Origin of the sequence: Photobacterium profundum, assembly GCF_003026285.1 — a bacterium.
GTDB lineage: Bacteria > Pseudomonadota > Gammaproteobacteria > Enterobacterales > Vibrionaceae > Photobacterium > Photobacterium profundum.
In genome coordinates, this window is sequence record NZ_PYOD01000015.1 from 82,801 (window position 1) to 105,099 (window position 22,299).

Annotated in this window: 22 protein-coding genes; 8 read left to right on the forward strand and 14 right to left on the reverse strand. The window is 39.9% G+C overall.

Going from position 1 to position 22,299, the window contains the following annotated elements; translation table 11 throughout:
• Nucleotides 1-155: 155 nt before the first annotated feature.
• The 4 genes from C9J48_RS22515 to potA form a co-directional block, all read right to left on the reverse strand.
• Nucleotides 156-1,187 carry an extracellular solute-binding protein gene (locus C9J48_RS22515; RefSeq protein WP_006231845.1) on the reverse strand — a complete coding sequence of 344 codons (1,032 nt, stop codon included), beginning with the start codon at nt 1,185-1,187 and terminating at the stop codon, nt 156-158.
• Between the two features lie 113 nt (nt 1,188-1,300).
• Nucleotides 1,301-2,071: a spermidine/putrescine ABC transporter permease PotC gene (gene potC / locus C9J48_RS22520; protein ID WP_006231846.1), complete on the reverse strand. Its 771-nt coding sequence runs from the start codon at nt 2,069-2,071 to the stop codon at nt 1,301-1,303.
• Nucleotides 2,071-2,928 (reverse strand): spermidine/putrescine ABC transporter permease PotB, encoded by an 858-nt coding sequence (gene potB, locus C9J48_RS22525; RefSeq protein ID WP_006231847.1) that lies wholly within the window; start codon nt 2,926-2,928, stop codon nt 2,071-2,073. The genes potC and potB overlap by 1 nt, the downstream gene beginning before the upstream one ends.
• On the reverse strand, nt 2,912-4,030 hold the full coding sequence (gene potA / locus C9J48_RS22530; protein WP_006231848.1) for a spermidine/putrescine ABC transporter ATP-binding protein PotA: 1,119 nt from the start codon (nt 4,028-4,030) through the stop codon (nt 2,912-2,914). The genes potB and potA overlap by 17 nt, the downstream gene beginning before the upstream one ends.
• 448 nt (nt 4,031-4,478) lie before the next feature.
• Here potA and C9J48_RS22535 point away from each other — a divergent pair, with 448 nt between their 5' ends.
• The 4 genes from C9J48_RS22535 to pepT all read left to right on the forward strand — a co-directional run bounded on the left by C9J48_RS22535 (nt 4,479) and on the right by pepT (nt 8,350).
• Nucleotides 4,479-5,456 (forward strand): DUF2189 domain-containing protein, encoded by a 978-nt coding sequence (locus C9J48_RS22535; protein ID WP_258191569.1) that lies wholly within the window; start codon nt 4,479-4,481, stop codon nt 5,454-5,456.
• Nucleotides 5,456-6,223 carry a glucosaminidase domain-containing protein gene (locus C9J48_RS22540; protein ID WP_006231857.1) on the forward strand — a complete coding sequence of 256 codons (768 nt, stop codon included), beginning with the start codon at nt 5,456-5,458 and terminating at the stop codon, nt 6,221-6,223. The genes C9J48_RS22535 and C9J48_RS22540 overlap by 1 nt, the downstream gene beginning before the upstream one ends.
• Entirely contained in the window at nt 6,224-6,886 is a 663-nt protein-coding gene (locus C9J48_RS22545; protein ID WP_006231856.1) for a DUF2987 domain-containing protein, read from the forward strand.
• 234 nt (nt 6,887-7,120) lie between these two features.
• Nucleotides 7,121-8,350, forward strand: a complete 1,230-nt coding sequence (pepT, locus tag C9J48_RS22550; RefSeq protein ID WP_006231855.1) for a peptidase T — start codon at nt 7,121-7,123, stop codon at nt 8,348-8,350.
• A 104-nt stretch (nt 8,351-8,454) separates the two neighbouring features.
• Here pepT and C9J48_RS22555 read toward each other — a convergent pair whose 3' ends face one another.
• Nucleotides 8,455-9,372 carry a cation efflux transmembrane domain-containing protein gene (locus tag C9J48_RS22555; protein ID WP_006231854.1) on the reverse strand — a complete coding sequence of 306 codons (918 nt, stop codon included), beginning with the start codon at nt 9,370-9,372 and terminating at the stop codon, nt 8,455-8,457.
• A 297-nt stretch (nt 9,373-9,669) separates the two neighbouring features.
• On the opposite strand from C9J48_RS22555, the gene C9J48_RS22560 reads away from it, so the two are divergent.
• Nucleotides 9,670-10,074: an MbcA/ParS/Xre antitoxin family protein gene (locus tag C9J48_RS22560; RefSeq protein WP_006231853.1), complete on the forward strand. Its 405-nt coding sequence runs from the start codon at nt 9,670-9,672 to the stop codon at nt 10,072-10,074.
• Nucleotides 10,074-10,754 carry an RES family NAD+ phosphorylase gene (locus C9J48_RS22565; protein WP_006231852.1) on the forward strand — a complete coding sequence of 227 codons (681 nt, stop codon included), beginning with the start codon at nt 10,074-10,076 and terminating at the stop codon, nt 10,752-10,754. Before C9J48_RS22560 ends, C9J48_RS22565 begins: the two co-directional genes overlap by 1 nt.
• Before the next feature lie 93 nt (nt 10,755-10,847).
• Here C9J48_RS22565 and C9J48_RS22570 read toward each other — a convergent pair whose 3' ends face one another.
• On the reverse strand, nt 10,848-11,141 hold the full coding sequence (locus C9J48_RS22570; RefSeq protein WP_006231851.1) for a hypothetical protein: 294 nt from the start codon (nt 11,139-11,141) through the stop codon (nt 10,848-10,850).
• A gap of 188 nt (nt 11,142-11,329) precedes the next feature.
• Entirely contained in the window at nt 11,330-12,814 is a 1,485-nt protein-coding gene (locus C9J48_RS22575) for a carboxypeptidase M32 (RefSeq protein ID WP_107281257.1), read from the reverse strand.
• Nucleotides 12,815-13,307: 493 nt separating this feature from the next.
• Between C9J48_RS22575 and C9J48_RS22580 the strand changes: the two genes are divergently transcribed.
• Nucleotides 13,308-14,483, forward strand: a complete 1,176-nt coding sequence (locus C9J48_RS22580) for a D-alanyl-D-alanine carboxypeptidase family protein (RefSeq protein ID WP_036803382.1) — start codon at nt 13,308-13,310, stop codon at nt 14,481-14,483.
• A gap of 151 nt (nt 14,484-14,634) precedes the next feature.
• On the opposite strand, the gene ttcA is transcribed toward C9J48_RS22580, so the two are convergent.
• Complete coding sequence (ttcA, locus tag C9J48_RS22585) at nt 14,635-15,534, reverse strand: tRNA 2-thiocytidine(32) synthetase TtcA (protein ID WP_006231860.1); 900 nt, start codon at nt 15,532-15,534, stop codon at nt 14,635-14,637.
• A gap of 400 nt (nt 15,535-15,934) precedes the next feature.
• On the opposite strand from ttcA, the gene C9J48_RS22590 reads away from it, so the two are divergent.
• Complete coding sequence (locus C9J48_RS22590) at nt 15,935-16,288, forward strand: hypothetical protein (RefSeq protein WP_006231862.1); 354 nt, start codon at nt 15,935-15,937, stop codon at nt 16,286-16,288.
• 134 nt (nt 16,289-16,422) lie between these two features.
• Here C9J48_RS22590 and uspE read toward each other — a convergent pair whose 3' ends face one another.
• The 6 genes from uspE to C9J48_RS22620 form a co-directional block, all read right to left on the reverse strand.
• Nucleotides 16,423-17,364, reverse strand: coding sequence for a universal stress protein UspE (uspE, locus tag C9J48_RS22595; protein ID WP_006231863.1), 942 nt, complete (start codon nt 17,362-17,364; stop codon nt 16,423-16,425).
• A 193-nt stretch (nt 17,365-17,557) separates the two neighbouring features.
• On the reverse strand, nt 17,558-18,310 hold the full coding sequence (gene fnr, locus C9J48_RS22600) for a fumarate/nitrate reduction transcriptional regulator Fnr (protein WP_006231864.1): 753 nt from the start codon (nt 18,308-18,310) through the stop codon (nt 17,558-17,560).
• A gap of 74 nt (nt 18,311-18,384) precedes the next feature.
• A complete protein-coding gene (locus C9J48_RS22605) occupies nt 18,385-19,062 on the reverse strand; it encodes a sulfite exporter TauE/SafE family protein (RefSeq protein ID WP_006231865.1) in 678 nt (225 codons plus the stop codon).
• Nucleotides 19,059-19,286, reverse strand: a complete 228-nt coding sequence (gene ccoS / locus C9J48_RS22610) for a cbb3-type cytochrome oxidase assembly protein CcoS (RefSeq protein WP_006231866.1) — start codon at nt 19,284-19,286, stop codon at nt 19,059-19,061. Before ccoS ends, C9J48_RS22605 begins: the two co-directional genes overlap by 4 nt.
• Nucleotides 19,279-21,690, reverse strand: a complete 2,412-nt coding sequence (locus C9J48_RS22615) for a heavy metal translocating P-type ATPase (protein WP_006231867.1) — start codon at nt 21,688-21,690, stop codon at nt 19,279-19,281. Before C9J48_RS22615 ends, ccoS begins: the two co-directional genes overlap by 8 nt.
• Nucleotides 21,687-22,181 carry a FixH family protein gene (locus tag C9J48_RS22620; protein WP_006231868.1) on the reverse strand — a complete coding sequence of 165 codons (495 nt, stop codon included), beginning with the start codon at nt 22,179-22,181 and terminating at the stop codon, nt 21,687-21,689. The genes C9J48_RS22615 and C9J48_RS22620 overlap by 4 nt, the downstream gene beginning before the upstream one ends.
• Nucleotides 22,182-22,299: the final 118 nt, after the last annotated feature.

Here is a 22,299-nt window from a genome sequence, read left to right on the forward strand (position 1 = left end):
TCAACGATTTAACGTTAAATGATATTTCCGTTTTAGTGTAATTAAAACAAGGGGTAATTATAGCAGATCTATAAAGCTAACGTCTTAAGTTAGCGATTATAAAGGCAATCAAATCTACTTATATAAACTGATTGCCTTGCTTAAATCTTCAGAAATTACTGGCTAGCTTTTAGTTCAAGAAAGTAATTTTCATAGCGGATGTTCATATCGCCAACTGCATCTTGCCACTCACCACGATCTAAATCTTCTTGTGGTGGGAAAAGAGTAGGGTCGTCTTTGTATTTTGCGTTAGATGCTTTAACCGCTGTTAAATAACCGGTTTCTTCAGAGATTTTCGCTGCAATCTCAGGGCGAAGCAAAAAGTCGATCATTTTATGAGCGGCGTCAACATTTTGGGCATTTTTAGCTATTGCTAAGCTATCTACCCAGAAAATACCGCCTTCTTTTGGCCAAATTAACTTAATGGGTAAACCTTCTTTTTGTGCTGCAGCTGCAGAACCATTCCAAAGCATACCTAAGCCTACTTCACCTGCTAAATAGGGTGCTGCAGGGTTATCTGAATTAAAAACTAATACATTAGGCATCAGCTTTTTCAGCTCTTCTTTTGCTTCATCGATTTGCTTAGGATCTGTCGTATTACCTGAATAACCCAGTTTGCGTAATGCAATATGGAAGACTTCACGCGTGTCATCCATTAGCATTAATTGACCTTTGAATTCTGGATTCCATAAGTCAGCCCAGCTATCAAAATCGGTAGGATCATACATATCGGTATTTACGGCTAAGCCTGTCATTGCGACCACATGGGGCATCGAGTAATCATTATTTGGGTCAAAAGGCTTATTTAGATAGTTTTCATCTAATTCATCAAAATTGGTCAGCTTTGATTTATCAATTTTCTGCAACATACCTTCGTCACGCATCTTTGCAACGAAATATGTTGAAGGTACCACCAAGTCGTAACCTTGCGGGTGTGTTTTTAACTTAGCGTACATTGTTTCATTCGATTCGTAAGTCGAATAAATAACTTTAATACCAGTTTCTTTCGTGAACTGTTCTCGAAGTTCCGTAGAAATGTACGGCCCCCAGTTCATAAAGACTAATTCCTTATTTGCTGCGTTTGCTGTAGTAGTAAACATAGCGGCTACACATGCAGCACCAGTAAATAAAGCAGACCATTTTTTCATTTTTGTATCAACTCCAAAGCCCCATTGGGGAATAAAAAAACAAGTGATTAATTAGATTAATCACCTGTGTTTAGTTGGCTAATGCCAATGATGTATTCGTTGTTAGTATAGCTCTATTTAATCTTATCTCTTGCCAAGAGTTGTGAACACACAACAAGGAAGAGAGATACAATCAGCATGATTGTCGCCAGTGCATTTACTTCAGGAGAAATGCCGACTTTAACCATTGAATAAATCTTCAATGGTAGAATTTCATAACTTGGGCCAGTTACAAACGAACTAACAATAACGTCATCGAGTGATAGGGTGAAGCTTAACAACCAACCTGCAGCAACAGCCGGTTTTGCTAATGGAAGAATGATTTGCTTTAAAATCACCCACTCACTAGCACCGAGGTCACGAGCGGCTTCTAACATCTTCACATCAAAACCTTTAAGGCGGCTATATACTGTTACTACCACGAAAGGCAGACAGAATGTGATGTGTGAAAGAAGTAGAGTTAAGAAACCCAACTGAGCACCCATTAATAAGAACAACGCTAATAGCGAAATAGCCATAACAATGTCAGGCGACATCATTACAACAAACAACATACCGTTGACGAACTTTTTACCGCGGAACTGATAACGAAAGAGTGCTACTGCCGTCAAACTACCAATAATAGCGGCTGCCGAGGCAGAGAATACTGCTATCGTGATCGAGTGCCATGCTGCTTGCATCAAGCTATCATTATTGAATAATTGCTCATACCATTTAGTTGTGAAACCACCCCATTTCATACCAAATTTGCTGGAATTAAATGAGTTCACAATTAAAATCAAAATCGGAGTATATAAAAAGGCATACACCAACGACATGAAGCCAAATTTAAAGGTACGTCCCATTATTCCAGCTCCACTTTACGGTTCAGTAATTTACCAGCACGGTAGTAGGCGTAAAGCATAATTGCCATTGAGGCCGTTAACGCAATACTGGTTGCAGAACCAAATGGCCAATCTCGAGCATTTAATACTTGGCTCTTTATCACATTACCTATTAGTAGGTTCTTCGCGCCACCCAATAGGTCAGACACATAGAACATACCGAGTGCTGGCAGCAGAACAAGTAAACACCCGGCGATAATACCCGGCATTGTTAATGGAAAAATCACTTTAATAAACGTTTGGAATTTTGATGCACCCAAATCACGGGCAGCTTCAATATACGTATTATCAAGTTTTTCGATGGCTGAATATAATGGCAACACCATAAACGGCAAAAGAATATACACGAGGCCGATCATGACTGCGTACTCTGTGTACATGATACGTAATGGCTTATCAATAATATCTAAATAGAGGAGGGTATTGTTAAGAATCCCACGCGTACCAAGCATGATTTTCAAACCATAAGTACGGATTAATGAGTTAGTCCAAAATGGCACGATAACCAAAAACAGCATAAACGGACGCCACTTTTCGGGCATCTTTGCAATGGCGTACGCAAACGGGTAGCCAATAAGTAAACACAACGCAGTTGCAGTAATTGCCATGTAGAACGAATGCCACATAACTTTTGCATACAGCGGATCAAACAACCTTATGTAGTTATTAAACGTAAAGGTCATTTCAATAAGATTTGCATCATCACGGGTCAGAAAACTGGTTCCGATGATCATCAAGTTTGGCATGAAAACAAATAAAACCAGCCAACTGACGATAATTGCTATGATGATGTTTTGTAGACTAAGCTTCTTGTTCATCAGCTAATACCACTTCCCAGCTTTCTACCCAAGTTACAGCAACTTTTTGATTAAGTGAGTGGTCAACATCTGGATCATCTTCGTTAAAGAACTCACTTACCATTACTGACATGCCTGATTCTAATTCTATGACTGAATCGAGTGTCATTCCTTTATAGGTACGTTCACGCACGTAACCGATAATGCCTTTTGCTTGTTCACCGTTGTTGATTTCTTCAAGGCGAATATCTTCAGGGCGTAACAGTACTTTCAGTTTATCGCCAGTGTTGACGGCAAGATCACAATGCACTTGTGCTGTGCGGCCTTCAACCTCTGCCATAATTCGTTTTTCGTCTAAACGCTCTTTTACGGTGGCATCAAACACGTTAATTTCACCAATGAAGCGCGCAACAAATAAGTTTGTTGGTTCTTCGTATATCTCACGCGGAGAGCCGTCTTGTTCGATATTACCGTCACGCATAACAATAATACGATCAGACATCGACAATGCTTCTTCTTGATCGTGTGTAACGAAAATAAACGTAATGCCTAATTTTCTTTGCAGTTGTTTTAGCTCGAGCTGCATTTGTTTACGTAATTTGTAATCAAGAGCAGAGAGTGATTCATCTAATAATAATACTTTTGGTTTGTTTACAACGGCACGCGCAATAGCAACACGCTGTTGTTGTCCACCAGACAACTGATGTGGTTTTCGAGGTGCAAACTTATCAAGCTGTACCATGCGCAATGCATCCATAACACGAGGTTCTATTTCACTCTCGTTTACTTTTTGCATGCGTAAACCAAACGCAACATTCTCAAATACTGTCATATGGGGGAACAGTGCATAGCTTTGAAACACCGTATTGACATGGCGTTGTTCTGCTGGAACCTGAGTAACATCATTATTGGCAATAATAACCTGACCAGCGTCAGAGTTTTCAAAACCTGCAATAAGACGAAGTACTGTGGTTTTACCACAACCTGATGGACCTAAGATGGTTAAAAATTCACCATCATTAACGTTTAGATCCAAACCAGCAATAATTTGCTTACCATCGAAGCTCTTGCTTAACCCTTTAAGCTGAATGACTGGTTTCTTAGATGTTGTTGAAGCGTTCAATTCTACGTTATCTCCATCCTGAGGCTTTGCTTACACCCCAATATAAAGGCTAATTTTAGGAGGCGCATAATAGACCTCAAATCGCGCAATTCAAAGCGTTTTTTTTCAGTGTTTTTTCTAGTGGGTGCAATACGTTGTGCCTAAATTCCTTCAATCGAAAAAATGTCACTTATTTGCTACAATTTACAGTTGTTATGAACATGAAAAATAGGCGTATTTAACATGACTTTTTACCCTTTGGAATGTGCACCTGTGAGCAATATTGTTTCAGTGCTATATCAACCGTAATGAAAACGCTAAGAACCAGCATAAAAAATGATATTACGTGCCATTATCGGACAAATATTGAACAATTCAACAAGTGGTAACTACTTTTTAGTATGGCTAGGTTTTTTAAAAACGTGTTGGTGTCGTACAATGGGCGTTCCTCACACAGAATGATATGTTTATGAAAGACGCGATGAATAAAAGTTTCCATGTTGGCGGGTCGGTTGAAAAAGCGTTAAAGGGAGATGTAGAGTTGCAAGCGGTTGCTGTTCTACAAGAAGCGTGGAAGATAACTGCTCGTAACATTCTCACATTCTTACCAGCTGTGATTGGGTTGTTTTTGGCGCAAATTGCGTTATTGCTTCTTGGTCTGCAAGTTCAGCTCGGTAATCCGGCAGTATTTTTCGATGCAGTGATTACAGGAAAAGAATTAACACAAGAGATCGTTCAAGCTGGCTACATGGCTAACTTTTGGTCTGATGTATTGAGTGCACCCTTGTATGTAGGCGTAAGCTTAATGGCGCTTAATCATGCTGTTGGTTTACCGTCTAAGCCCGGGCACTTAATCAAAGGTTTTCCGTTTACGCTTGTTTCTATCATTACTATGCTCCTGATATCCTCTCTTCAGGGGATTGGTAATGCGATATTCCCAATCATCGGCTTGTTGCTGTCTATGGGTTTTAGCATGGCAATTATACTTGTTTGTGAAAAACGTATTGCGCCACTTAAAGCGATTAAAATTTCATTGCAAGCGACATTCAAAAAATTCATGCCAATGACAGCTATTTTTCTGGTTGTTTTGATTATGTTTTTTGTTTCTTTCGCAACAGCAGGCATTGGTCTTCTTTGGACGATTCCATTTTTCTTTAATGTGAAAGCAATTATATATCGCAATATGTTTGGCATTACCTTGCAGGTAACATCAACTAAAACGAAGGAAAACACATCAGAAAACAACGTGCTAACTGGTCATCATCAATCAGAGAATAAACAGCAACAACCGACACCTGTTCTAGATGATGAAACTGAAACAACAGACTCTGCACCGACGCCAAATAAAGACCACGCTGATGATGAAAACGATAACCACCAGCAAGGTAGTGGAAATAAGCCACAAAACGATGACACAGAAAAAGGCGGTAAGGTATTTAACGCATAATGAATAAAAACAAGGTTATTATTGCAGCGTTAATGTCTGCATTTATAGTGGGGTGTGGTGAAACACCTAACCCAGATGATAGAGTTAATGCTGTATCACTTTCAAAACCTAATTTTTCTGCAATGACAGATGTGAACGAAAAAAAAGCGGCTTTCTTCGCGTATTTAATGCCATCTGTTGAACAAGAAAATAAGCGAGTGACGAAAGAAAGGGATTTCTTATTAAAAATAAAAGCGGAGCTGGATGCAGACAAGTCGCTAGATAGTGAAGAAATCGATCATGCTAGGCGCCTAAGTAAAATGTATGATGTTTCCTTCATGAGTGACGGTGTAACTGATTCTTGGCTATCTCATATGTTACTCCGAGTGGATGTTTTGCCTAAAGAGTTAGTCTTAAGCCAAGCTGCAAATGAATCCGCATGGGGTACATCACGCTTTGCCACTGAAGGGAATAATTATTTTGGTCAGTGGTGTTATCGTAAAGGCTGCGGACTAGTACCGCTAGCTAGAAATGAAGGCTCTACACACGAAGTCGCTGTATTTGAATCAGCCTATCGTTCTGTTAATGCTTATTTTATGAATGTGAATCGTAACCGTGCTTATTCTGAACTTCGTGAATTACGCGCCGCTCAACGTCGCGCAGGCGAGCAGATTGAAGGGGCAAAGCTTGCTGAAGGGCTAGTTCGTTATTCAGAACGTGGTAACGCTTACGTCACTGAAATTCAAAACATGATTAAACATAACAATAAATATTGGAGCCAAGGATAAATGAAGTTAACTCATTGGCTATTAGCAGGTCTGTTTGCAACAGGATCTGCTTATGCTCAAGATGCAGCAGCACAAAATATTGAAATGCGTTATAGCACGCTTTACGGCAAGCTAAAGCAAAATGTAAAAGAAGGGCATGACGACGTACGTGTTGCACTGTATCTGACAAATCAGGCAAATGGCGAAGTCTGTAAGATTCAAAAAGGTTCAATGCGTAAAGATGAGCACTATGAAGAATTAGTAATTCCAAGTAGTAATGAACTCGCTGTTCCTGTCGATAAGAACTTACGCTCTGCAAACCCAGATGTCACTTTCGTGATTGATGATGGTATTACGTGTGATGTCTCTATGCAGGTTATTGCAAATAAGACTTACGATAATGCTATCAGCCAAGCTGAACTTGCCAATCTTGTTCCTCAAATGAATAACATGATGGGTGACTTAGGTGGCATGTTCTCTAAATGGTTCATGCCTGAAGTGAAAGGGGTGGTTGTACACTTTGCAACACCATTATCGAACCCTATTACATTAAGTAATGGCAAAACATTAACCGTAAGCGATCAAACGCTTGTGATTAAGCTTGCTGATTTAACTGAAGGTGAAAATGTTCAGCTTCCAGAAAACCCAATAAAAGTGACACCTTGGATCCCACAAGATAGTTGATTTATCAGTAATTATTGATAACTTACTAAAAATTAAAGAGAGTACATTATTCTATGATGACTCTCTTTTTTTTCATCTTTGTCTATTAGCGCAGTATTTATTTTACTTATCCTCTTAAAAAATGACCCACCTCAAAGCCAGCATTGCTCATTGTGCATAATAATCACTGTTACATTTTGTAAGTACTTAGCTATTTTCGTAACAGTACTTAAATAACCTAATTAAGAGTGGTCTATGGATAATTTAGTTGAGCGTTTTCTACGTTATGTAAGCTTTGAAACTCAATCTAACTTCTCAGTTACCCACTGCCCAAGTACCAGTGGTCAGATTGTGCTTGCAGAACAATTAAAGAATGAACTTATCGAGCTAGAATTGGTTGATGTTGAGCTTGATGAGAACGGCTATGTAATGGCACGCTTGCCGTCAAATGTAGAGCATGATGTGCCAGCGATTGGTCTTATCGCGCATATGGACACAGCGCCAGATGCTTCAGGTAAAGATGTAATTCCCCAGATTGTTGAAAATTATCAAGGTGGTGATATTGCATTAGGTATAGGTGATGAAGTACTTTCGCCGATTCAATATCCTGAGCTTAAAAAGTTGCTTGGGCACAATATTATTACCACTGATGGTACAACATTACTGGGTGCTGATAATAAAGCGGGTATTGCTGAGATTATTACGGCTATTGCGCACCTTAAAGCGAACCCAGACATTAAACATGGCGATATCTGTATCGGTTTTACACCGGATGAAGAGATTGGTCGTGGTGCAAACTTGTTTAATGTTGAAAAGTTTGGTGCGAAATGGGCGTACACCATCGATGGTGGCCCTGTTGGTGAGCTAGAGTTTGAAAACTTTAATGCCACATCAGCCGATGTTATTTGCCATGGTGTGAATGTTCACCCTGGCACGGCAAAAAATAAAATGATTAACTCGATGAACATTGCAGCTCAGTTCCAGTTAATGATGCCAACAGAAGAAACACCAGAAGGTACCGAGCACTATGAAGGTTTCTACCATTTAAAATCTATGGAACCTTCTGTTGCAAAAACGGAACTCGGCTACATTATCCGTGATTTTGATCGCGAAGGGCTTGAACAGCGTAAAGCCTTTATGCAAAGTAAAGTCGATGAGCTAAACCGTTCATTAACGAAAGGGCGTGTTGAGCTTATTCTTACCGATAGTTATTTCAACATGCGTGAAATGGTAGAGCCACATCAGCATATTATTGAATTGGCGAAAGAAGCCATGATTGCGTGTGATGTGAAACCTGATATCAAGCCTATTCGTGGTGGTACAGACGGAGCTCGCTTATCGTTTATGGGCTTGCCTTGTCCTAATATTTTCACTGGCGGTTATAACTTCCACGGTATTCATGAATTCATTACGATTGAAGGCATGGAACAGGCTGTACGCGTTATCGTTAAATTAGCTGAGAAAACATCAGAGAAGTACCAGTAAATTTGATGTGTTTTTAGTTATTGACCTGTAAAGTTGCTCTGTAAAAAAAGCGCCGTATGATTATGGCGCTTTTTTGTATCAACCTAACGAAGAAGTTGCTCTTTTTATGCTAGAACAAACTCAACATCAATATGCGGATATGTCTGACTAAGCTGCTGACTTATGCCGTTTTTTGCTGTCAGTAAAGCTTCACTATCAATAGATGTCAGTTGCTTAGCCGAAAAGCTGATCACCACCAAATAGCTGCTCCCCGTCTTGCTGATGAACAAGGCTTCTTGCTTTAGCGCTTGTGCTGTCAGTGAATCACTGATGGTACTTTCAATACGTTGATAATCTTGTTGATTTTGTAATTGTCCGCCTGCCATTTCGATAAAGGCATTTCTGATGATTGAGATGGGCTGTTTTATCATCAGGCACGCCAAAATTAGAACCATAATGGCATCACCAATGTAAAGAAGAAAACCCCACCTACTGTCAGCATTCACGTACCCGATAATAACCAAAGCTGCACCGGTGCCTGCCGACATGAAGCCATCGACGAGCGATGCACTTTTATCGATACTGAGCATGCTGCTTTTATTGCCTACCTGTTTGTTTTGATAATGATAAAATAAAGATAAGCCAAAACAGATGATGACCATCGCAATGGAGTAAATCAGTATAGGGCCTGTTTTGAGTGGCGGTAATTCTGCTCCATTGATGTACTGGACAACTTTAGACAAGTTACCGATGATTGCAGCCAGTAGCACGCCGCCAATCAATAAGCCTTTAACCAAAGAATATAAGGCTTCTGTGATAAATAAGCCAAAAGGGAAAGTGTGAGAGCGCCGCGTTTTTATCTCTGCCACTTTCAGTGCTGCGATAGATGATAAAAACATAATGAACGAGAAGTTACCGTCGAGTAATAAGGCTTCAGACCCCGACAAGTAAAAAGTCGCCCAGCCGGATAGCGCCATTACCAGATTTGCAACAACACCAATAGTCAATGATTGCTGCTCGATAGATTGTAGTTTGTGAATCATAGTTTGCTCTCAACAAAAACTGCTAAAATACGTCGTTGTTTTACCATACCTGTTTTAAGCCACCTAACGTTAACTAATCTGCTAATTAATACGTTGTTTCTACGGTTTAAATCACCACTGTTGGTATTTTCAGCCGTACTGATAGATAGTGCTCCATTACGTTGTTCAATGGTATTGAGCTAGTTCTTAGGTCTGAATCGTTACGGGTTTAATAAAGAACACATGACGGACCATAAATGGACATTTAGTTAAATTTAGTCTATAAATATACATATAGAGTAAAATGAAGAGGGTGCTATGAATACAACACCAGCGACTCACCAACAAGCTCAACTCAATGCTGGAAATGCTGTACTGCCAGTTGTTTTCAATATTTTGGATAAATGGTCTTGTACACAAGCTCAGCAGATGGCTGTACTTGGCTTAACCAGCCGTTCAACTTTGAATAAATACCGTAGCCACCCAGAGTCTGCAAAAGTATCGAAAGATTTACTAGAGCGTATGAGCTACATATTAAATATTCACAAATGCCTCCGCATAATGTTTACCGCGGAAGAAAGTGTTTATAACTGGGTACAGAAGCCCAACACACATCCTTTCTTTGCTGGCCGAAGCGCAATGGATGTCATGATGCAAGGTAAAGTAATTGATCTTTACCAGGTAGCTTCACGCTTAAATGCTTGGCGTGGTGGAAAATCGTAATGCAGTATTCAATGAAATCTTTTTCAGAACAATTATGTTTTCGATTGATCCCATCTAAATATCCACCGATAAATCTTTATGAAGATGTGGCAAATCCAGAACAGCTAGAAGCTATTTTTGCCGTCGAAGCGATTACCAATCCAAGATTAGCTGAAGAAGTCGGCGATTTTAGTGGAGTACCAGTGAGCGATCGTCTGGTCGGTATTCCTCATTGCAGCTATGTTATGGCAGCATTTACACATATAAACCCTGATGGTTCGCGGTTTAATACAGCGGATTATGGTGTGTATTATGCAGCGCCTGATATCAATACTGCGATTAAAGAGACGGTTTATCATCTTGAGCGCTTAATGGGGCATACCAAAGAGCCCGCGCAAGATATTCAAATGCGTTGCATCGATGCTTGGTTTAGTGGTGAACTTGCTGATTTAACCGATCAAGGCTCTTTAGATTCAGAGGTTTATCACCCAACGAATTATACCCATTCGCAGGCTGTTGCTAATGATATTAAAGGTACAAAAGGTGACGGAATTCTGTATCAATCAGTACGTCACCAAGGTTACGATTGCTATGCGTTATTCAAACCTAATTTAGTCAATAAAGTATGCCAATCAAAACACTTTTCATATAAGTGGAATGGGACATCAGTAAATGCCGTTCTTGAGATTAGCTTGGTGTGATTGATTAGAAAGTATTAAGCCAGCAAGGAATTGCTGGCTTATAGAAGTAATCAAGTAGGTAGATGTTATAACTCACTCAATAACAACGACGTTCTATTTCAAACCTTTCTCGGCTTTTTCAGCTTCATCTTTAATGTCAGGATTTTTTTCAAGACCATCTACAATCCAATCATTTAAGTGTTTAAGAATTGCTGTGACAGCTTGTTTTTTTGTGCCTTTCTCGCCAGAAGGAATGTCTAATTGTTGTTGTGCATGCAAGCCTGTTTCATCTTCCGCAATGTGTAGCCAGTCAGGGTGCCAGTAAAATGAATTTCCTTTATCAGTAATCCAGTTATGTACGCCGCAATTTTCACCTTTGTAGTCTAGATTTTGTGCTTTGTACTTCATACTTATTCCTTCATTCATAAACAACATCGAATAATATTGCTAAATAAGTATAGAAAATAAATAGATAGATATTGTGATCTATGATTAAAAAATCATAATCAAGACGCTGAGGTGATGAATTAAAGAGGTAATAAAGATAAAAAGGTCAGCATAAGCTGACCTTCTAAATAGTACTGAAGAGAAACGGATTACTTTAAGTAACGATTTTCTAAATGTGCTTTAAAGTGAGCTGCATTTAAACGTTCACCGGTCGCTGCTTTTAATATATCGTCAGTTGATAATGTTGAAGCCTTCTTCCAAACATGGCGATCTAACCAATTAAATATCGGCGTTAGGTTACGCTCACGAATAAGGTTTTCAATATTCATTTCAGTACGCATAGCAGACATAAACTGGGCTGCGTACATTGCACCTAATGTATAAGAAGGGAAATAACCGAAGCTGCCATCTGTCCAATGAATATCTTGCATACAGCCATCGGTATAATTGCCTTTGGTTGAAAGCCCAAGATACTCATTCATTTTTTTATCCCAAAGTCTTGGAATATCAACCACTTCAATATTTCCTTCGATCAAATCACGTTCGATCTCATAACGAAGAATAACGTGTGCAGGGTAGGTTACTTCATCAGCATCTACCCGAATATACCCCGGTTTAACACGCGTATTAAATAGGGCAAGATTCTCATTTGTTAATGCTTTATCGTTTTCGCGTTCAAATGCTTCACGTGCAGAAGGAGCAAGTAAGGCGATAAATTCTGGGCTACGAGAAAGCTGCATTTCAAAAAATAAGCTTTGAGATTCGTGAATTCCCATAGAGCGCGCTTGGCCAACGGGTAACCCTTCAAATTGCTGAGGTAACCCTTGCTCATAACGAGCATGGCCCGTTTCATGAATAACCCCCATTAACGCTGAAGTGAAATCATCTTCATCGTAACGCGTAGTAATACGCACATCGCTAGGCACACCACCACAGAATGGATGGGTACTGACATCTAAACGGCCATGGTCAAAATCGAACCCCAACTTACTCATGACTTCCAAACTAAGAGATTTTTGGTCATCAATGAAGAAAGGCCCCTTAGGTGTTAAAACCACTTCTGTATTTTGTTTTTCACGTACTTGCTGGATAAGGGAAGGGAGCCATGATTTAACATCAGCAAATAATGAATCAAGCTCAGTAGTTGTCATGCCGGGTTCATAAATATCGAGCAATGCATCATAACGACTTAAGCCTGTTGCTTCTGCGCGAATAGCGGCTTCTTTTCGTGCTAGTTCAACAACTGTTTCTAAATTCTTACTGAAATCATGCCAGTTATTGGTTTGGCGCTGAGTTCGCCAAGCATGTTCACATTTAGAACCGGCAAGCGATTGCTCTTCTACAAGTTCAGCTGGAAGAATGTTGCTCATTTGCCAAACACGCTTCATCTCTTTTAGGCTAACAGTTTCTTCTGCCGTTAATGATTCAGCTTCTGCTTGATTGAACCAATCAGCTAAATGAGAGGCAGTGGAGAGTTCATGAGACATAACGGCTAATTCAGCCATAGCTTCTGAACGAGCATCATTACCACCTTCAGGCATCATTGCAGCCTGATCCCAACCGCAGATAGCCCCAAGATGTGATAAGCGGTTAATTTTCTTTGAGTGTTTTACTAACTTTTCATAGTAAGTCATCATCAATCCTTGCGTTGACTTAGTAGCTTTAACTACTAAGAATATCGATAAATACCGGAATAAAGAATGCCTTAACTAGCAAACAGGGTATTTTACCGCAGTTGGGTCATTTATTTGCGATTACGGTTGAATTTGGCGGGTTTTATTGGTCATTACAGAGTAATATGCTGGTTAATTATCCTATAAAACGCACATTTCTATTTATTGACACAAAACTGTCAGTATAAAAATGAATAGTGTTGAATCTGACTGGTCTTTTCTGCTAAAAAGACATTGTGAAATTAATAACGTATTTTCTAAAAATACCTCTCAGAAAATCACTGTAAATATATGTAATTGGTGTCATATTGTGTGATGTGATAAATGAAGCGTGATAAGCTCTAATGTGTCAAAACACTTACAGTTTCGTAAGAATTTGTAAAGTACGCGCGCATTGAATTGATAGTCGGATATAATGCCCAAAGTAGTCGTAATTAGGAATTTTCATACCAAAATGAAAAAGACATCAAAAATATCTTCAGCAGTCGCTGGTACTGTTTTTCTCTCGTTATCTTTGCCTGCTCTAGCCGTACCAACTGTGGTTCCTGACGCTCCTGTATTAGGCGCGAAAGGCTATGTATTGATGGACTACAACACCGGTCGAGTTCTTGTCGAAAAGAACGCGAATGTAAAATTAAACCCTGCCAGTTTAACAAAGTTAATGACCAGCTATGTGGCAGGGCAAGAGATGAAGCGCGGTAACATCAGCCAAGATGATATTGTTGTTATAAGCCGAAATGCATGGGCTAGAAACTTTTCAGATTCATCTAAAATGTTTATTGAAGTAGGTACTGAAGTCTCAATGATGGATTTGTACCGCGGCCTTATTATTCAATCGGGTAATGATGCCAGTGTTGCTATTGCTGAGCATGTTGCTGGTTCTCAAGATGCATTTGTTGGATTAATGAATTCATGGGCTAAAAATTTAGGCATGAATAACAGCCAATTTGCGAATGCACATGGTCTTGATAACCCGAACCTGTACAGTACACCTTATGATATTGCCTTACTTGGACAAGCATTGATCAAAGATTTACCTGATCTGTATCCACTATATAGCGAACGTTCTTTTACTTATAACAATATTACACAACGTAACCGTAACGGATTACTCGGTGATAAAAGTATTAATGTTGACGGCATGAAAACGGGCTATACCGGCGGTGCCGGTTATAGTTTAGCGAGCTCGGCAACACAGGGAAATATGCGTTTAATTTCAGTTGTTATGGGCTCTAGCAGTACCAAAAGCCGTGAAGCAGAAAGCAAGCAGTTGTTAAATTATGGTTTCCGTTTCTTTAGTACTATCTCGCCACATAAGAAAGGGCAAGAAGTACTGAGTGAACGTATCTGGATGGGCAACTCCGATACTATTAGCCTTGGTGTAGAGAATGATACTTACGTGACGCTGTCACGTAATGATGCTAAAAAAGTAACAGCCAATATTGAATTAACAAAAGATTTAATGGCGCCGCTTGCGATTGGTGATAATGTCGGTTCAATCTTCTACCAAGTGAATGGTGAAGATGTTGCAGAAGTGCCGTTAGTCGCTTTGGAAACTGTTGAAGAAGGCGGTATCTTTAGCCGCTTAGTTGATTATATTAAAATGTTTTTTGCGAACCTATTTAAGTAATTACTAGCTTAACTGGCTGAATCCGATTATCAATTTAGAATTGAACCCACTTTCTCTGTACAAGAGAAGGTGGGTTTTTTCTAGCATGCTAATACTAATTTAGACAACTATCTGATCAGCCTTACTGACCATATAGTTATCCATAGTGGTATTAAACGTTAGTTACATCGATGAACATTGATTCATCAATATTGATATTTGAAGACGATACTTCTGCTTCAGTAAATTCATACTCAGCTCTTGCACCATTTCTATCTAGTGGTAGGTTTTCAAAATCAAAAATATTTCTATCAGCTAGCTGGCTTGGACTAATATTTTGTGTTGATTTGAAAATGCTTTCTACACGACCTGGCGTTTGCGTGTCCCAATCAATCAGCATTGCTTTAATGTTTTGACGCTGAAGGTTTTCTTGCGAGCCACATAAGTTACAAGGAATGATTGGGTATTCGCGGTATTCAGCGTAAGCGATTAAGTCTTTCTCACGGCAATAAGTAAGAGGGCGAATAACAACGTTACGTTGGTCATCAGAACGTAATTTAGGCGGCATTGATTTTAATCTTGAGCCATAGAACATGTTCAAGAACATTGTCTCAACCATATCGTCCATGTGATGACCAAGCGCAATTTTAGTCGCTCCAATCTTCTCTGCGAAAGAATATAAGGTTCCGCGACGTAAACGAGAACAAAGACCACATGTTGTTTTACCTTCAGGTATTTTCTCTCTAACGACAGAGTATGTGTCTTTATCAACGATGTAATAAGGAATGCCCAGAGATTCAAAGTAGTTTGGCAAGATATGCTCTGGAAAACCTGGTTGTTTCTGATCCAGGTTAACAGCGATCACTTTAAACTTAATCGGTGCTGATTTTTGCAAACCCAAAAGAATATCAAGCATTGCAAAAGAATCTTTACCACCACTGATACAAGCCATTACAACATCTGATTCTTCAATCATGTTGTACTCAGTAATCGCATTGCCTACATTGCGTCGAAGTTTCTTTTGAAGCTTATTAAATTCAAGGTTTTCTTTGTGCGTATCTTGTTGATTCATTCTCAAATCTCGTACTACCGTAAATGAAGTAGTGAACAGCTGATGGATTAGCGGGGGATTATAATGCTTTTTTACATGTTCAGGGAAGTGTTCTTGTGCTTAATACCAAATCCATTAATTATCTGACCATTCAGAATACTACTGGGAGTTGAGTTCAAGGATAGTGTTAGTGGTTCTCTTTTAACTCTCGCTGAACTGATCAGATAATTAATGGATTTGGTATTAGTACATAAAGTGTAAAAACGCGTTAGATTTGAACAAAAACCAAGCTAACAATAAAACTGCTTTTGAATTAAGATATTAAAAGTGCCGCTACACCATAGTTGGCAGTAAGCAGTAAAGCCATATAGGCTGCCTCAATAATAAATACGTAAGCAATATTTACGTAAAAGGGATGGTAATGGATAAATTGCATCGATGTTTAATTGCTGGCGTAGCGATAATCGCTATATCTGGATGTTCAGCTAAGCAATCACAACAGCTAGGAATGCGAAGTAGTACCGTGACAAAGGTATCGCAACAAATGTCTAATTTAGAGCTTTGTGAGACGTACTTGTATGATCGAAGCACCACACAGACTCACTTTGCGATAGCCAGTGAATGGAGTCGACGTGGTTTAAGTCGTAAGTATTGTGAAGAAACAATTAACCAACTTTATATTTCTGCTTTAGCGAGCTGGCTAGTTGCCAACAAAGACAAAAAAACGACTGACGATGCAACAAAGCCTGTTCCTTTGCCAGCAACGAACCTTTAACTATTGATATCGATATAAGCTCTGTTCTGCACGTTATTTCTGATTAAGTCCCAAGAGATTAACTGAACCCACTTAGTATAATAAAAAAGCCTCTAACGAGGCTTTTTTATTACTGCGTTATTTATTAATCTACCCTAATCAATATTAGGGGCGAGAGGGCTTACATAGCCATCAGGTTTTAACGCAAGTAAGTCACAATTTAAACTATCAATTGTATGCTCAGCAGTATTGCCGATAAAAACCGCTGATAAGCCTGTACGGCCAGTCGTTCCTAAAATAACAAGTTCAGCGTCTAACTCTTCTGCCACTTTAGGTATGACGTCTTCAGGTAGCCCTTCGATAACATGCGTTTGCTCTTCACAAATACTATATTGTTGTCGTAGTGCTTTCATTGACGTTAAGTGATGTCCACGCACTGCATCGGTATAAGAAGCGGGGTCAAACTCGGGTAACTCAATGGTAATATTAACGGGTGTGGCTGGGTATGCGTTCACAAGGTTGATTTCTGCCCCTAAAATACTTGCGACACATTGAGCTTCTTTTACAATCGCATTATTAAGTGACTCATGTGTTTCACTATCTGCGGCTAAATTAACACATGCGACAATTTTCCCATTTTCAGGCCAACTATGATCTTTAACCATAAGAACCGGGCAAGGGCACTTACGTAATAAATGCCAATCTGTTGGTGTGAAGATAACCGAACCAATTTTATCGTGTTCATGCGTTGCTTTAATTAGTAGATCTATATGGCTTGTAAATACTTCAGCAACAATTGCCTCATATGGACGGTTATGCCAAACAACCTTTATGTCTATATCTAATCCGTCTTCAGCATGTGGCTGAATGAGATCCTTAAGCCATGCTTCTCTTTGCATCACAACGCCGCGGCGCATAGCTTGTCGCTCTTCAGACGAGAGCATAGACGTCATTTCGTATGAGAAATCATAAATGGCAAGAAAGAGAGTGATCTTTACGTCGGAAGACTTGTTGGCAAGATGAATGGCACGCGATAACGCAGGTTGGTGATCTTGAGCCGGATCGATAGCAACAAGAATATTATTGTATTTTTTCATAACTGCCCCCTTACACAACTGTGCTGGCAAAATACCTTTCTGAATGATAGCAGGTAAAACTGAGTCTAATCAGATTAGTATATTAACTGTAACGTATAGAAGGTATTAAAGGGAGAGGATATAGCAATAAATATAAAAAAAGTGATACGCATCAATAGTCGTATCACTTTTCCTGAAAACAAATAATCATTAATTAGATGCTTTTTTTACTAACACCAGCAAGGCGAGATAGTTCGTCATGATCAAGGATTGTAATGTACTTACCTTTAACACTCAGCATGTCTGATTTTTGGAAGCGACCCAATAAACGACTGATAGTCTCAACCGTTAAACCTAGGTAGTTACCAATATCACCACGCGTCATTGTTAGACGGAATTCACGAGGTGAGAAACCACGCTGCGAAAAACGTAGCGATAGATTGTAAAGGAAAGCCGCTAAACGTTCTTCTGCATTTTTTTTAGAAAGCAGTAAAATCATTTCTTGGTCACCTTTGATTTCATGGCTCATCAAACGCATGATTTGCTGACGTAGCTTTGGCATCTTGCCTGATAAGTCATCAAGAATTTCAAATGGGATTTCACATACCATTGATGTTTCAAGAGACTGTGCAAAGCTAGGGTGCATCATTTCATTAATAGCATCGAAACCAACAAGATCACCAGCAAGATGGAAAGCTGTAATTTGCTCATCACCTTGTTCTGTAATGGTGTAACTTTTGATCGTACCAGAGCGGATAGCGTAAAGAGATTTTAACTCATCGCCAGCTTTAAAAAGTTCTTGTCCTTTCTGGATCGGTTTTTTTCGTTCGATAATTTGATCGAGTTGATCAAGTTCAGACTCATTCAGTGTGAATGGAATACATAACTGACTAATACTGCAATCCTGGCAGTGAATAGCACATCCACCTGACTGGATACGTTTGGTTGTAAGTTTGTCTGAAATCATAAGCCTGTCTAACCAATTTGATGTAGGTCAATATTTTAACATATTATGAAGTAATATTACGAGTAATAAAAACTCTACAACATTTGTTTGATTGCGATGTAACCAGTATGAACGCCGTACGCCAATAACAGCAAGGCGCTCGCGCGTTTAAAGTAGAGGTTTTTTAAAAGTTGTTTTGCATGTTCAGCAACTGAGCCTATCAATAACATCGCAGGCAGTGTGCCTAAACCAAAAGCAAGCATTACACTAGCACCACCAATGGCACTGCCAGAGACTGCAGCCCAACTAAGAGTCGAATATACCAAACCACAAGGTAACCAGCCCCAGAGAACCCCAAAGGGTAGCGCTGATAATGGTGATTTCAACGGCAGAAAGGATCTCGCTGTGGGGGATATGTATTTCCAAAGAAATTGCCCGAGACGTTCAATTTTTGTGATGCCTTGCCACCATTGACCAAGGTATAGCGCCAAGCCTATCATCATAAAAGCGGCAAATAAGCGTAATGAAATCAATGCACTTGAATATCCACTGTATGCAGCCATGCCTGCGAAAGCCCCCCCGATGATGGCACCCGCAATTGAATAAGAAAATAAGCGCCCTATATTATAGGCCAGTAAATAAAGCCAACGATTATTACGTTCTTGACCCGGCATACCTAAGGCTAGTGCCGCGGCTACACCACCACACATACCAATACAGTGTCCTGCGCCCATCAGCCCAATAGCAAAAGCAGCATAGAAATCTATATTCACGATTTATCGCCAGTATTCTGGTTTTCTGCCGTCTTTGTAGTTGCCTCTATTTCTTCAGCAGAAGGTGCATTTTTTGACTTAGATTCTGTTTCATCAAACAAAATATCGAAGCCTTGGCGTTCAAGATCTTCGAATTGATCGGATTTTACTGCCCATAAAAAGATAGCAACTGCAATGCATACAAAAATAATGGCGATAGGTATTAATAAGTAAAGACTAGCCATTTTCTTTTAACAACCTTAAAGAATTTGATACAACAATGATCGAACTGGCAGACATGCCAACAACAGCAATGTACGGTGCAACCATCCCTGCGACAGCAAGCGGTAATATAATCAGATTATATCCTAATGACCAAGCAAGGTTTTCTCGAATAATCTTTTTAGTTTTCAACGCTAACCGACGAGCTTGTAAGATACGGGTTAATTGGTCTCCCAATAAGACCATATCAGCTGATGATTTGGCAATGTCTGTGCCGCCACCCATTGCAACAGAAAGGTGTGCCCCAGCCAGAACTGGAGCATCGTTCACACCATCACCAATCATTAGTGCTACATCTTTGTCATCTAAACTGCGTAAGTAATCCAATTTGCCTTCTGGTGTAACGCCTGATACCAACTTATCGACATTCAGTTTATCGGCAACAAGCTGCGCGTTAACGGAATTGTCGCCAGTTAACATAGTGACTTGAATACCTGCATACTGGAATTGTCGAATTAACTCAGCACTGTCTTCGCGGATAGGGTCATCTAATTTGAATGCTGCGACAAGTTGAGTGTCGCACGATAACCAAACTTGATAACTATTATCTGCTTGATTCACTAAAGATTCGGCGTTCGTATGCCCCTCAAGTACAAATTTGATCTGGCCAATACGCCATTCTTGTCCGTTTTTAACACCTTTAAGGCCACAACCAATCACATTCTCGACGTGATCAAAGGCAAAGGCTTGGTCTCTATGCGGTGTAAATGCGCGAGCGATGGGGTGATTGGCAAAACGCTCTAATTCAGCGGAATAAGATAAGGCATCACTCTCTGCCACATGAGTAAACAGCTGAGTATTGATTAAACGGATATTACCTTCAGTTAGTGTGCCTGTTTTATCAATGACTAATTGATTTACTTTGCAAAGCGTTTCTAATACATGGCCTCTACGAAGCAATATACCTAAGCGACCGAGACTAGAGGTAGAACAAGTGAGTGCGGTGGGTGTTGCCAAAGATAATGCACAAGGACAGGTTGCAACTAATACGGCTAAAGTGATCCATAGTGCATCTTCTGGTTGTTGCTGATGCCAATAAAGCCAAGTACCCGCAGCAATAATCAAGATCCCTGCAACAAAATACCGCGCTACTATATCGGCAAGCACAGCCACTTTGGGTTTAGACATTTGCGCTTCATCTTGAAGACGCACAATATTAGAAATTAATGAATTCTGACGATCTTTGGTAACTTTAATCGTGATATTACCATCGCCATTAATTGTACCTGCAAAAACTGGCTCACCGGCTGAACGAGCAATTGGCATTGGTTCACCTGTTAACATCGATTCATCAATCGCGGTTTCGCCCTGAATAATATCACCATCTGCAGGCAAGCTTTCACCAGGCAAAATAGTGACAACGTCACCAATATTTAATGTTTTCGCTGCGACTTGGGTACCATCTTCTAATGTAGCCATAGCAGGAACTAACTTTAATAAGTTTGCACTGGCAGCTGCGGCATGTCGGCGAGCGCGCATTTCAAGGAAACGTCCCAATAACAGAAAGAAAGTAAACATTGAAATAGATTCAAAGAATACTTCACCTTTTTCAGCGACTGTTGCATAAAGGCTGGCAACATAGGCGAAAAGCAGGGCAATTGAAACTGGCACATCCATCCCTAGCGTTCGAGCTCGTAGGTTTCGCCACGCATTCATGTAAAAAGGGAGTGCAGAATACAGTAGTACTGGGGTAGCAAAAATTAAGCTAACCCAGCGAAGATAGTTTCTAAATTCAGTGTCTAGATCGCTAAACACTTCAAAATATAGTGCCACAGCAATCATCATAACTTGCATAGTGGCGATGCCAGCAATACCCAACCGATACAAATATTGTTTCATTGTGTTGTGATATTGCTGTTCTTGCGCATCAGCTTCAAAAGGGGCAGCTTTATAGCCAAGTCGGTGAATTGCCGAAAGTAGGGTGCTGAGTTTAGTTTGTTCAGGGTTCCACTTTAATAAGGCACGGTGAGTGGTAGTGTTCACTTGAATTGAAACTAATCCCGCTTCTCGCGAAAGTTGTTTCTCTATAAGCCAAGCACATGCCGCACATGATACGCCATCAAGTGAAAGTGAAACTTCTTTACAATCATCAAGGTTACGAACAAATTCTTGTTGAACTTCTTCATGGTCATAAAGTAAGAGTGATTTAAGTTGCTGTGGTACTAAATCAGCTTTTTCTGCGGGGGCAGTACGATATTCATAATAAGAAGTAAGGCCACTTTCTACAATAGTTGTCGCCACTGCTTCACATCCTGGGCAGCACATGTCTCGTGCTTTACCTAAAATGTCTACTTCATAGTGGCAATCCTGAGGAACAGGATCGCCGCAATGATAGCAGTCGGTATCTCTGCTGATTTCTTTTGTCATCCCTTATTCTGCCCGTACAACGCAATCGGATCGGAAGTAGGTAAGTTTACACGACCTTGTAACATCCAGTCACCATCAAACGCTTCAACTTCGATAAACCATGGGCCTTGTAGTGGTTCTGGCGAGTTAAAGTGATAGGTACCTTTAAGATCTGCACTAACCATTTGAGTAAAGTCTTGGTTAGCAAGCGTACGGTGGGTAAAAGTAACACGTAAATTAGGATTACTTTTGAGTTCTCCTTTATCAAATTTAACCGCAATTTGATTTTCTTCTACTGCCACTGTTGCATGAAGTTTTAATGCATCTGCCACGCGAAGGCGAGAAATGTCGACATTAATTGCTTTGCCTTTTTTGTAATAATCTTCAGCAACAAGGTCAACTTGGTTTTGAGAGAAGATATAAACAGCCGTTAAACTGTAGACAACAGAGCTTGCAGGAAGAGCGATGACAAACCAAGGCCAAAACTGCTTATACCATGGCTTTTTTTGCATGAGGACAACCTTTGATATTCAGATGAAATTAGCCCCTGAAGTTAACAGGGGCTAGGTATTATGTCTCGGTAATAAATCACACATTGCTAATAAACATGTAACTGATTATTAACGAGTA